The sequence below is a fragment of the Granulicella aggregans genome (genome assembly GCF_025685565.1).
GTDB classification, from domain to species: Bacteria; Acidobacteriota; Terriglobia; order Terriglobales; family Acidobacteriaceae; genus Edaphobacter; species Edaphobacter aggregans_B.
In genome coordinates, this window is record NZ_JAGSYE010000001.1 from 2131607 (window position 1) to 2143536 (window position 11930).

The window sequence follows — 11930 nt, forward strand, 5'->3', positions numbered from 1 at the left end:
TTCGTCATGCGGGGCGGAACGCGCGATAGACGAGGACGACGATGGCGAAGAGCACGGCGGCGAAGAGAATCATGGCTGCCAGTTCGGTCCAGCCGTTATCTTTCGCGGGAGGCTCATCGGAGTTGGAGATCTTCTTCGCCTTGAGAAAGAAGAGGAATCTGGGGTGAGCTTGGCTAACCTGCGTGGGCTTTTCATCGGCGGTGGATTTGAACATTTAGCGACCTGCCTCCTCTTTTTCGTCCAGGCTTGGCCGGAACCTGTAGCCGATGTGGCTCTCCGTCAGAATGTAGGCAGGGCGAGAAGGGTCGTCCTCGAGCTTCTTTCTCAGCTGATTGACGACGACGCGGAGGTACTCTCGCTCTGTGCCGTAGAGCGGCCCCCACACGGCGGCGAGTAGGCGATCATGACGCACTGGTCGGCCTGCGTGCTGCATCAGGTAGCGGAGTGTCTCGAACTCCTTCGGAGCGAGGTGGATCTCTTCGCCTCGCTTTTCGACGCGGCGGCGATCGGCATCGAGAGAGATTTCGCCGACGACGCTTAGAGGTTCAGCGCTGGCAAGCGGTGCATGCGGGCGGCGTATCGCGGCGCGAATGCGGGCGGTAAGTTCGCGGATCTGGAAGGGCTTGGTGACGAAGTCAGAGGCTCCCGCGTCGAGCGCTTCGACGATGTCGTCTTCCTCGTCGCGCACCGTCAGCATGATGATCGGAAGGCCGGGATGTTGCTGCGCGATGCGACGGCAGGTCTCGATGCCACCCATGCCGGGCATGTTGATGTCGAGAAGGACAGCGTTGTAGGTCACCATGCGGAGGCGCTGCAGGGCCTCTTCGCCGTTGTGGGCCTCGCCGACGGAGAATCCGAGGGCACCGAGTGTCTCGAAGAGGCTGCGGCGAATTCCGGCGTCGTCTTCGACGACCAGGATTCGATTGTTTTGTTCCATGGCTAGATGCCTCCTGCGATTCTGGGTAGCGCGATGGTGAAGGTGGTTCCGCTGGCGTGATCGCTGGTGACCCAGGCACGGCCACGGTGGGCTTCCGTGATGCGCCGCACGACGGAGAGTCCGATGCCGGTGCCCGAGATAGCGCGGGCTGATTCCGGGCCGCGATAGAAACGCTGGAAGACCTTCTCTCTCTCTTCCGCGGGGATGAAGGAGCCTTCGTTGTTGACGGTCACCAGGAGCTCCGAACTCTCTTCGAAGACACGAACGATAATGCGAGAGCCGGGCTTGCCGTACTTGCAGGCGTTGTCGAGCAGTTGCAGCAGGGCCATCTGGATGAGCTTTCTGTCTGCCTTCACGAGCTCTGGTTGGGGCGGGATCACCACTTCGATTGCATGGCCGGTAATCTCTGGGAAAGATGCCGCAGTGGTCTCCTGAACCACCTCATTCAAATCGATCGGCTCGCGCCGTAGCTTCAGGTCGCCGCCGTCGAGCCTCGCCGTCAGCAGCAGATGTGTGGCGAGTTCGTTCATCCGGCTCGCCTGGTGGTCGATCAGCGTGACGAGCCTTTGCTCGGTGCCGGAGAGCGTGTTCATGGCCAGCAGCCCGGAGCTTGAGGTGAGGATCGTGGTCAGCGGGCTTTTGAAGGCATGGGCGAGGCCGTCGAGGATTGCGGCGCGCAGTTGTTCGCTCTGCTTCGCGGCCTTGGCGTCGGCTTCTGTCGAGAACGAACGCGCTCTCTCTATCGCGACCGCGACCAGCGACGCGGCAGCGGTGATGGTCGCCGCGTCCAGCGCGTGGCCGGACAGAACGAGCGCTCCGATGGGCCGTGTACCTGCGCGCAGCACGCGCTGTGAGGTCGTGGTGGCTTCATCATCGTTTGTGGTTTCGCGATAGAAGGTTGAACGCACCTCATCGTCGGTGAGAGTGCATTCGCCACTGCGGGCGAGGTGAAGGTCGTAGGCGTTCCAGAGGGCGACGCCGCGTACCTGCAGCGTTGAAAGGATGATGCTGGTGAGGCGCTGCTCGATGGCTGCATCACGGTCGAGCAGGAGGATCTGCTGGCTCAATTCATAGAGCTTCTGCAACTGGTCGCGATGCAGTTCCGCCTGCCGGGCATGTCGGCTGGCCTGGTTCGAGAGTGTGCTGACGAGAAGCGCCGCAGCCTCGAAGGTGACAATGGCGATCCAGTCGCGGGAGTCCGTGATGTAGAGGACGAAGAGCGGATCGGTGAAGAAGTAGTCGAGGCACAGAACGGAGAGCACGGAGACGACGCTGGCTTCGAAGAAGCCCCAACGCAGGGCGATCGCGGCGATGAGGAAGAGGTGAAGCGACGTCGCCGCGGAGAGGTTCAGGTGCAGCCGAAACGCAAAGAGGGTGATCACAATGGCGATAGCGCATCCGGCTACCGCCTTTGCTAGCCTCTGCCGGATTTTGCCTGGTGCCACGATATGCTGTCCCATTGCGACTATAGCGAGAGCGTCATAAGCAAACCGTAAAGGAGAAGGTTATGCCTCGCTAACGGCATAAGAGGTTCACTGGAAGTGCCGGGTTTTTTGGCATATGAGGTGATTCAAAGTGAACTTCTTTAGAGGCTGTTCGACGCACGGGCATTTGATCGGCAGCACGAGATCAGCTATTTCAAAAGCAATTCTTTTACTCTTCCTCGTCGCATCCGCGGCGATGGCGCACGGACAATCCACGTTCGGCAGCATGCGCGGTACAGTGCAGGATTCGACTGGGGCAGCGATTCCCGGCACGCATCTGACGCTGCACAGCATGGATGAGAACACCGATCGCGCTGTCGACACCGATACCGACGGCAACTTCGTCTTCGAGAATGTGAAGGCCGGCAAGTACAGTCTGCGCGCGCATCGCGACGGATTCGCGGATACAGTTGTTTCGGGCATCTCGATTGAGGCACGGCAGGACCTGCGTATTCCCACCACGATGAATGTGGCCGCAGAGACCACGACGGTCGAGGTGACCTCGGGCGCCGACCAGATCAATTCGGAGAATGCGACGCTCGGTGATTCGAAGACCAACATTGAGATGACGCAGCTTCCGCTAAACAATCGCGCGACGACGACGAGTCCGCTTGGTTCGCTGGCTCTCTCGCCCAATGTGCAGACGGACAGTTCAGGCAACATCGCCCTTGGCGGCGCAAGTTCTTCGATGGTGAACTTCTCGGTCGACGGCATCTCAACGGCGAACGTTCGTCAGAACGGTGCGCTGCAGGACGCCTATCCTTCGCAGGAAGGTATTGCCGCTGTGAAGGTGACAGCGTTCAACAATAGCGCCGAGTTCTCGCAGATTGGCGATGTTACCTTCACTACGAAGAACGGCACCAACCATATCCATGGCAGCGCCTTCGAGTATCTGCAGAACCAGGCTCTGGATGCGAACCCTTATGGCTTTGATGGCAAGGCTCCAAAGAAGTTCAACACGTTTGGATTCTCACTGAATGGACCCGTCGTTGTTCCGTACCTCTACGACGGACACAGCAAGACGTTCTTCTTTGCGGACTACGAAGGGAATCGTCGCAGCACGGCGACGCTGCAGCAGTTCGTTGTGCCGACAGTGAAGGACCGCGCGGGCGATCTCTCCGACATTGGCGGTCCGCAGATCGCAGCGTCTCAGGTCAGTCCCACGGCAAAGGCTGTGCTGAACTATATCCCGCTGCCGAACGTGGGTGATGGATCCACTGCGAGCACGATCAACTACACGAACTTTCAGTCCACGCCCGCGAGAACGGATGGCGCCGACCTTCGCCTGGACCAGACGATTTCGAAGAAACAGTCCGCGTACGCGCGTTTCAGCCGCAAGAACATCACGGCAGACTATGCGAACCCCTTCCTGCCCAACGATATCGACTCTATCCACAACCGCAGCCTGCTGGTGTCGCATACTTACACCATCACGCCCAAACTGCTGAACGAGTTTCGTTTTGGGTTCACCAATGTCACTACAAGCGTGGACTTTCCTATCCAAGGTTCCGAGGCGCTGAGCCAGTTGGACCTGACGGGGGTTGATATCAGCCAACACCCGCTGACTCATGCGTTCCCGACCTTCAACTTCAATGCAGGGACGAACTTCACTCCGATCGGCCGCGACAAGGCTGGCGTGACGCAGTCGAAGACGCTGCAGTTCAGCGACAACGTCACCTACACCCTGGGCAAGCACACGCTGAAAGCTGGCCTTGATGTGCGGCATGTGCGGTACTTCGACCTGGAGAGCTTTGCCCCGGCGTTCGCCTCGGATGACTTTGGCAGCTTCACCTTCCAACCGAACTTCACGGGGAACGCGTTTGGAGACTTCCTTGAAGGTGCTCCAACCACGCTGAACTTCGCTGTATCCAGCCCTGATGTAGGTGGCACCGCGAACCAGTACAGCATCTTCGCCCAAGATGAGTTCCAACTGAGCAGCCGCATCACGTTGAGCTATGGCCTTCGCTGGCAGATTCTGCCTGGCTTCCAGGAGGATGGCGGCAACCTTGCGAACTTCGACCAGAAGAACAATGCGATCGTCGTTCCCGATTCACTGGCGGCGTACCTGACCGCCCAAAACATCACATCGTCGAATGTGGCGTTCCAACAGTCCTTCAACGCATGCAATCTGAACGTCAACAGCCTGCCTTGCACGAAGTATCTGACGGCGAGCCAGGACCACCTGCCGCAGAGTCTTCGCAATACTTACAAGGGCAACTTCCAGCCTCGGGTGTCCATTGCCTATCGGCCCTTCAACGATACGAAGACCGTGTTGCGGGCGGGCTTTGGCATCTACACCATGACGAACCTCGGACCATTGTCGTTCAACAACAGCGGTAACCCGACTTCGAACCTGCACACCTACTCCAACGTGAATACGGCTGGCGCGAACACGCCGCAGATCGTCTTCCCAAACACTGCGCCCCCAAGCACTACGGTGCAGATTGGCGGCGGCGGTCTTGACCAGGGAGTGGACCCGAACTTCCGCGATCCGCAGGCGAATCAGTGGAACGTTACCGTGGAGCGCGAGTTGACCAGCGCCACGGCGGTGCGTGCCAGCTACGTGGGTATGCATACCTACCGGCTGAGCATCACCGAGGACCTGAACCAGATCCCGGCGAGCACCACGCCGTTCACGACGACGGCAACAAGCCCTTACGTCGATCCGCGTTCGCCCTATACCAACTGGCTCGAGCTTTACACCACGCTGAACGCTGGCGAGTCCAACTATCACGCCTTTGAAGTAGAGGCGACCCATCGCATGCAGCATGGGCTCTACTACGAAGCAAATTACACCTACGCCAAGAACGTGGCTGACAACCAGGGCGATGCTCCCAGCTCCTTTGCTAGCGAGGTGAACTACGGTCTGCCGATCACGGATCGTTTCAATATCAAGAGGAACCTGGGTAATGTGGAGGGCACTCGCCGCAACCGGATGCTGCTCACGGGCGTCTATCAGCTCCCGTTCGGCAGCGGACGGAAGTACATGAACGCAAATCGCCTGACGGACGCCGTGATCGGTGGCTGGGACGTGACCACCATTGCGCTGCTGGAGACGGGCCCATGGCTCACGCCCAGCATCAGCAGCTCCGCGGACCAATCGAACACGAACGTGGTGAACCGTGGCGCTCTGCTCCGTCCGGATCGTGTACCGAACGGGACGGATGGAGCCGTGACGTACGACGGGCAATCGTTCATGGCTACTCCCGTCGGCGCCGGCAGGTTTGGCAACGCAGGAGTTGGTGTTCTCCAGGGGCCGGGAACGGCGACGGTGAGCCTGGGCGTGGCGAAGCAGTTCCTGGTGACGGAGCGGGTGCATGCACGGTTCGAGACGACGTTCACGAACGTCCTGAACCACACCAACTTTGCTCCGCCGCTTACTGCGATCGACAACTCTCTCTTCGGGCAGTTGACGGGGCCGCAGACGGCGGAAAACGCGGGGAACAGGGCTGGACAGGCGGCTCTCAGAATTGATTTCTAGATTTTGGGATTGCCGGAACAGCGGCGGACAAAAAGGATGGCCCGGCAGCGATGCCGGGCCAACTCATAAAGGTTTTTTCGAAAAGCTATACAGTAGCGTCCGCGACCTTGTTCTTGGTGCCGCCGTGGAACCACTGGCGCAGGCGCGTGGCAAAGGGGATGATCTCCGCGCCTTCACGGTAGACGCTCAGGTTGGCGGTCAGGAGGATGGCCAGGGCTTCGCGCTCGGCTGGACTGGTCTCTTCCTGCTTCACCAGCCGTGAATCGAGCAGGTATTCGATCGCATGGCTGACGGTCATAAGGGCTGTGCCCTGCTCGCGGGTGCGGCAGCGGCGCAATGTGGTTGTGGCGGAGGAACCGGCGCTTTGGCCGAGTGTGGTCTCCGTCGCTTCGTTGAACCCGGCAGTGAGGTCCCGCAGGGTTAGGCTTGCCAAATCCATCTTCAGACGCTCCAACGTGAACAGGGCATATTCACAAAACGCCTTATAGTAAACGCTTAACTAGACGATTGGCGAGGGTTTCAGAGTTTTTTTAGAAATTTATTTTGTTTCCGGAAAACTTTTTGGAAGATTGCTGCATCCCGTCTTGAAACCGGTAAAAATGAACCATTTTCGGTGCACTTTGTCGCCTGTGAGAACATCGTTGGGTGGGTATGAACTCTAAAATCGAGCTGGGAAAGGCCCAACGGCGGAAGGTGACCGTCGGAGTTTCGGGCGGCATTGCGGCCTACAAGGCGCTTGACCTGGTTCGCGCGCTGCAAAGAGCAGGGCTGGATCCCCATGTGGTGATGACACGGTCGGCGGAGAAGTTCGTGACGCCGCTCACTTTTGCGGCGATCACGGGGCATAAGGTCATCACAAGTCTGTGGGCGAAGCCGGGATCGGCTGCGGAAGCTCAGGAGAGTACGCTGGACTCCGCCATTGAGCACATCGCGGAGGCGCAGACGACGGAACTGCTGATCGTGGCCCCGGCTACTGCCAATACCCTGGCGAAGTTCGCGCGCGGAGTGGCAAACGACTTCCTTTCGACCTTGTATCTGGCGACCAAGGCTCCGGTGCTGCTCGCTCCGGCGATGAACGTGAATATGTGGGAGCATCCGGCGACACAGGCCAATGTTCGGCTGCTGGAGGAGCGCGGAGCGACGATTATTGCTCCGGGTAGCGGCTATCTGGCCTGCGGGATGACCGGTAGTGGCCGACTGGCGGAGACACCGTGCCTGGTGGAGGCGGTGCTGAAGGTGCTGGACCAGCGGAAGGATCTGGCCGGAGAGACGATTCTGATCACCGCGGGCGGGACGCGAGAGGCGATCGATCCAGTGCGTTTTCTCGGCAATCGTTCGAGCGGAAAGATGGGCTATGCTCTGGCGCGGGCAGCGCGTGAGCGGGGAGCACGGGTGATTTTGATCTCCGCCCCGACTGCGCTGGCGGTGCCTGCGGACTGCGAAGTTGTTCCAGTCATTTCGGCAAGCGAGATGCGCGCGGCGGCAATGCAGCATCTGGCGCAGGCGACTGTGGTGATTGGCGCGGCTGCGGTCTCGGACTTCCGGCCGGCGACGGTTGCCACAGAGAAGCTGCGGCGCAGCGGGCCGATGACCCTTCAGCTTGAGCCGACTGAAGATATCCTCGCCGAGGTTGGCCGGCGCCGGGCTCCCGGGACAGTTTTGATCGCGTTCGCGGCGGAGACTGATTCGGAGAATGCTGTCGAGAATGGGCGCGAGAAGCTGCTGCGGAAGGGCGCCGACGCGATTGTGGTGAACGATGTTTCGCTGCCGGGGCTGGGTTTCGACTCCGAGTCCAACGCCGCGACATTGCTGACGTTGGAGGGTGAGGTAGATCTACCGCCCATGAGTAAGTACGCGCTCGCGGGGCGCATTCTTGATTGTTTCGTGGAGTTGCGGGCGGCGACCTCAGCGCGGCTGAGCACGGTGTAACGCTTGCCACGAGACTTGCATAAGGGGTAGTCTCAATCTCGGTGATTGGCGGTATCCGGCCAAAGTCGCACACGCCTCCCGGCGAGCGACACGCGGTGGAACTGCACTGGGAGTCCACCGAGATGAGCCTTACTACGTTTGATCCAGAAGGATCTGCTGGAATCAAGCAGGCCAGTGGCAGCGCGGCGACCGCAAAGGTGACCGTACCTTCGCTTCAGCAGAAGAAAGAACTTCGCAACCCCATTACAGCCGTTACAGCTTACGACTACGCGACCGCGAGGTTGATCGACGAGGCCGGCCTTGACGTGATCCTGGTGGGCGACTCGCTTGCCATGGTGATGCAGGGGCAGCCGGACACGCTCGCCATCACGATGGACGAGATGCTCGTCTACACGCGCGGCGTTCGCAGGGCGGTGAAGCGTGCCCTGGTGGTTGCAGACATGCCCTTTGGCAGCTACCAGACCGATGAGCGCGATGGCGTTGCAAACGCCATCCGGTTTGTGAAAGAGGCCGGAGCCGAGGCCGTGAAGATTGAAGGCGGAGCGAACCGGGCATCGCTTGTCCGCCGACTGACCGATGCCGAGATTCCTGTGATGGGACATATCGGGTTGACGCCTCAGTCGGTGCACCGCATGGGGGGCTACAAGGTGCAGGGGAAGACACTTGCAGCCGTCGATCGTCTTCGGGGAGACGCCCTGGCCTTGCAGGAGGCCGGATGCTTCTCCCTTGTGCTGGAGGGGATGCCGCGCGAGTTGGGGACGATTCTTTCGGCAGAGCTCGAGATTCCTACGATTGGGATCGGAGCGGGGCCGGACACGGACGGGCAGATTCTGGTGCTGCACGATATGCTGTCGCTGACGTTTGCGCCGCCAGCGAAGTTCGTCAGGCGGTATGCGGATATCGGGACCAGTATCCGGGCGGCGATCGGGGAGTACAAGCAGGATGTCGAATCGCGCAGCTTCCCGAGCGAGGCAGAGAGCTACCATCTGCCCACGGGAGTACAGCTTTAGCCATCGATGCAGATCATCAGGACAATCGAGGAGATGCAGCGGTTGGCTCGGGGGCTGGGTCGCAAAGGGACGGTAGGACTCGTCCCGACGATGGGAGCGCTGCATGAGGGACACCTGTCGCTGGTGCGGCGCGCACGAAGCGAGTGCGATGCGGTGGTTGCGACGATCTTTGTGAACCCGCTGCAGTTTGGGGCCAACGAGGATCTCGACAAGTATCCACGGACCTTTGAGTCGGACTGCGAACAACTGGAGCGGGAGCAGGTAGATCTTCTCTTTGCGCCTGCACCGGAGGAGATGTATCGCTCTGGCGCAACGACGATCGTCGACGTTGGCGCGATAGGGACACGATTGGATGGCGCGTCCCGTCCGGGGCATTTTGTGGGTGTGGCGACCGTTGTGGCCAAGCTGTTCCACATTGCGATGCCGGACCGGGCTTACTTTGGGCAGAAGGATGCCGCGCAGTTGGCGGTGATTCGGCAGATGGCCAGGGACCTCAACTTTCCGCTCGAAGTGGTGGCTTGCCCGATTGTCCGCGATGAGGATGGGCTCGCGCTGAGTTCGCGGAACAGGTATTTGAGCAGGGAAGCGCGTGGGGCGGCGCTGATTCTCCCGCGGACCCTGGTTGCACTCGCAGAGAAGATTCGTGGAGGAATACGGGACAGCGGGGTCTTGAAGGACTCGCAGATGCGGCTTCTTGAAGGGGCGCGGGACTTCGAGTTAGATTACCTTGCGATTGTCGATCCCGACACGCTGCTTCCAGTGGCGGAAGCTCTTCCTGGAACATTGATCGCGATTGCGGGGACGGTGGGCGGGACGCGGCTGATCGACAACTTCATTGTGGGCTAGGACTGTCCTGCCGGACGGGCCCGCTTCGCGCTGTGGCGATCACTTCGTGACTTGTAGTCCGCTTCGCGGGGTGGTTCGGGGCGACCGTGAGATACTTAAGCGACATGTACAAGCGAGTTCTCCTCAAGATCTCAGGCGAAGCCCTGGCTGCGGGTAAGGGTTTTGGCATCGACGCGGTATTCATCCACAAAGTAGCGGAAGAGATTGCGGCGGTCCATGCCCTGGGCTGCGAGATCGGCATCGTGGTCGGAGGAGGGAACTTCTTCCGCGGCGTCGCTCAGCAGGCGATCGATATGGACCGCGTTGCCGCAGACCACATGGGCATGTTGTCGACCGTGATCAATTCGATTGCGCTGCAGGATGCGATTGAGAAGCGCGGGCTCTACTGCCGGGTGATGTCGGCGATCGAGATGCACCAGGTCGCAGAGCCCTACATTCGCCGGCGCGCGATGCGTCACCTGGAAAAGGGAAGAATTGTCATCTTCGCGGCGGGCACTGGAAATCCCTTCTTTTCGACCGATACGGCAGCGAGTCTGCGAGCGATGGAGATCAAGGCTGAGATTCTGCTCAAGGCAACCTCAGTAGACGGTATCTACACTGCCGACCCCAAGGTCGATGCGACTGCGACCAAGCTCGAGACGCTGACCTACATGGACATCCTGCGGTTAAACCTGCGGGTCATGGATCAGACGGCGGTCTCGCTCTGCAAGGACAACAATATGCCGATGATGGTCTTCAGCATGCGCGAGCAGGGAAACATTGTGCGCGTGGTCAGCGGAGAGAAGCTGGGTTCGCTGGTCACGGCCTAGCTCTGTGCTTGTCCCCACTGCCTTGTCTTTTACCCAATGTACCCAGATTCGGCGGGCGGCTTTGCGGTCTTTTTGCCTCTTCCGGTCGTCTCATAAGGAGGCGGCGTGGCGCCTGCGTGGGTTCCGTTGCATCCAATCTGCCAGCGCAATCCCTTGATACGGAAACAAACCGTCAATGAGTATGGAAAAGAGCACTGTAATTTGAGTTCCGCCCCAGCAATCCGAAAGGCCTCCCTCCCGGCGCTCACCGGACTTCGGACTCTTCTGGCCCTCTCGATCGTGTTCTTTCACTTCACGCCGCCGCACATGTCCGCTGTCGCGCCGATCATCGAGAACGGATACATCTTCGTCGGTTTTTTCTTCCTGATGTCGGGGTACATTCTCTCTTACAACTATGCCGACCGCGTGAATATGAACAAGCGCGAGTTCTGGCTGGCGCGGTTTTCGCGGCTCTATCCGGTCTACCTGTTCGCGCTGGTGCTTTCGTTCCAGATGCTGCGGAACGAGTGGAGCGCCCGCTCGCACACGGAGTTCTGGCAGGGTGTGCTGCTGACTCCCTTCCTGTTGCAGGGATGGTTGCCGAATCTTGCAACGTTCTGGAATACGGTGGCCTGGACGCTCTCCTGCGAGATGATGCTCTACCTTGCGTTTCCGTATCTTATCCGCGTTACGCTGCCGCGGCAGCCGTGGAAGTTGATCGCGCTCTTTCTTGGGCTTTGGCTGGCAGGGATGGTTCCACATGTCCTGTATCTGATCTTCAATCCGGACCATCTGTCGGCTCCGGCAGACCGCTATACGGCGACCTACCTCATGCGCGTCCTCAAGTACACGCCGCCGTCTTATATCTGCACTTTTCTTGCTGGCCTCATTCTCGGGCAGTTGCAATCAGTTCTGACGCTGCGACGACGCGAGCGGACTGCCATTGCGATGTTAGCTCTTGCGGCCATTGGGGCGGCTCTGTACGTGTTTCTGCCATCGTTACCCTACGTACTGCTTCATGGCGGCCTTCTGATGCCTCTGTTTGCGGCTCTGACCATCGGTCTGAGCGGGGTGAATCCTGTCGCAAGCCTCTTTGCTTTCGCGCCCCTGGTCTACGTGGGTCAGGCGACATTCTGCCTGTATCTGCTGCATTTCAACGCGCTGGTGCTCCTCCAATCGAACCATATTACGGAGAAGCTGCATCTTGAGGCGTACGATCCCTGGCTCTCCTACGCGGCTGTGATCTTGCTGGCGCTTGCGGCCCATCGCTTTATCGAAGTGCCGGCGCGGAAGTTGATTCTGCGCTCTTTCGGACGGAAGGAAGCTATCGTAAAGAATGAAGTTGCAGAAGGCGCATTGAGCGAATTGTCCTACAGCCAGAGGTAGAGCGACTGGCGGAAGAAAAGGCAACTTGACAGCCGTGAAAACAGGAATGGCCCCGCAGTTTGCGGGGCC

10 protein-coding genes are annotated in these 11930 nt (G+C 59.7%); 6 read left to right on the plus strand and 4 right to left on the minus strand.

Annotation, left to right across the window (positions count from 1 at the left end):
• Nucleotides 1-4: 4 nt before the first annotated feature.
• From OHL18_RS08510 to OHL18_RS08520, 3 genes are read right to left on the minus strand one after another with little or no spacing between them, the layout of a single operon-like run.
• Entirely contained in the window at nt 5-214 is a 210-nt protein-coding gene (locus OHL18_RS08510) for a hypothetical protein (protein ID WP_263374381.1), read from the minus strand.
• Nucleotides 215-937 (minus strand): response regulator transcription factor, encoded by a 723-nt coding sequence (locus OHL18_RS08515; RefSeq protein WP_263374382.1) that lies wholly within the window; start codon nt 935-937, stop codon nt 215-217.
• Nucleotides 938-939: 2 nt separating this feature from the next.
• Nucleotides 940-2382 carry a sensor histidine kinase gene (locus OHL18_RS08520; protein ID WP_263374383.1) on the minus strand — a complete coding sequence of 481 codons (1443 nt, stop codon included), beginning with the start codon at nt 2380-2382 and terminating at the stop codon, nt 940-942.
• Between the two features lie 235 nt (nt 2383-2617).
• Between OHL18_RS08520 and OHL18_RS08525 the strand changes: the two genes are divergently transcribed.
• The gene (locus OHL18_RS08525) at nt 2618-5902 is read left to right on the plus strand and encodes a TonB-dependent receptor (protein ID WP_263374384.1); all 3285 of its coding nucleotides are present in this window, start codon (nt 2618-2620) and stop codon (nt 5900-5902) included.
• Nucleotides 5903-5987: 85 nt separating this feature from the next.
• Here OHL18_RS08525 and OHL18_RS08530 read toward each other — a convergent pair whose 3' ends face one another.
• On the minus strand, nt 5988-6335 hold the full coding sequence (locus OHL18_RS08530) for a hypothetical protein (protein ID WP_263374385.1): 348 nt from the start codon (nt 6333-6335) through the stop codon (nt 5988-5990).
• Nucleotides 6336-6553: 218 nt separating this feature from the next.
• Here OHL18_RS08530 and coaBC point away from each other — a divergent pair, with 218 nt between their 5' ends.
• The 5 genes from coaBC (at nt 6554) to OHL18_RS08555 (ending at nt 11861) form a co-directional block, all read left to right on the plus strand.
• Nucleotides 6554-7831 (plus strand): bifunctional phosphopantothenoylcysteine decarboxylase/phosphopantothenate--cysteine ligase CoaBC, encoded by a 1278-nt coding sequence (gene coaBC / locus OHL18_RS08535; protein ID WP_263374386.1) that lies wholly within the window; start codon nt 6554-6556, stop codon nt 7829-7831.
• A 122-nt stretch (nt 7832-7953) separates the two neighbouring features.
• Nucleotides 7954-8841 (plus strand): 3-methyl-2-oxobutanoate hydroxymethyltransferase, encoded by an 888-nt coding sequence (panB, locus tag OHL18_RS08540; protein WP_263374387.1) that lies wholly within the window; start codon nt 7954-7956, stop codon nt 8839-8841.
• 6 nt (nt 8842-8847) lie between these two features.
• On the plus strand, nt 8848-9687 hold the full coding sequence (panC, locus tag OHL18_RS08545) for a pantoate--beta-alanine ligase (protein WP_263374388.1): 840 nt from the start codon (nt 8848-8850) through the stop codon (nt 9685-9687).
• A gap of 104 nt (nt 9688-9791) precedes the next feature.
• Complete coding sequence (gene pyrH, locus OHL18_RS08550; RefSeq protein WP_263374389.1) at nt 9792-10496, plus strand: UMP kinase; 705 nt, start codon at nt 9792-9794, stop codon at nt 10494-10496.
• A 201-nt stretch (nt 10497-10697) separates the two neighbouring features.
• Complete coding sequence (locus tag OHL18_RS08555; RefSeq protein WP_263374390.1) at nt 10698-11861, plus strand: acyltransferase family protein; 1164 nt, start codon at nt 10698-10700, stop codon at nt 11859-11861.
• Nucleotides 11862-11930: the final 69 nt, after the last annotated feature.

What these genes read in the sequence shown, in the direction of transcription:
- OHL18_RS08510 (WP_263374381.1), bottom strand. Translation starts at nt 214, where the DNA reads ATGTTCAAATCCACCGCCGATGAAAAGCCCACGCAGGTTAGCCAAGCT.
- OHL18_RS08515 (WP_263374382.1), bottom strand. Translation starts at nt 937, where the DNA reads ATGGAACAAAACAATCGAATCCTGGTCGTCGAAGACGACGCCGGAATT.
- OHL18_RS08525 (WP_263374384.1), top strand. Translation starts at nt 2,618, where the DNA reads ATGGCGCACGGACAATCCACGTTCGGCAGCATGCGCGGTACAGTGCAG.
- coaBC (WP_263374386.1), top strand. Translation starts at nt 6,554, where the DNA reads ATGAACTCTAAAATCGAGCTGGGAAAGGCCCAACGGCGGAAGGTGACC.
- panB (WP_263374387.1), top strand. Translation starts at nt 7,954, where the DNA reads ATGAGCCTTACTACGTTTGATCCAGAAGGATCTGCTGGAATCAAGCAG.
- panC (WP_263374388.1), top strand. Translation starts at nt 8,848, where the DNA reads ATGCAGATCATCAGGACAATCGAGGAGATGCAGCGGTTGGCTCGGGGG.
- pyrH (WP_263374389.1), top strand. Translation starts at nt 9,792, where the DNA reads ATGTACAAGCGAGTTCTCCTCAAGATCTCAGGCGAAGCCCTGGCTGCG.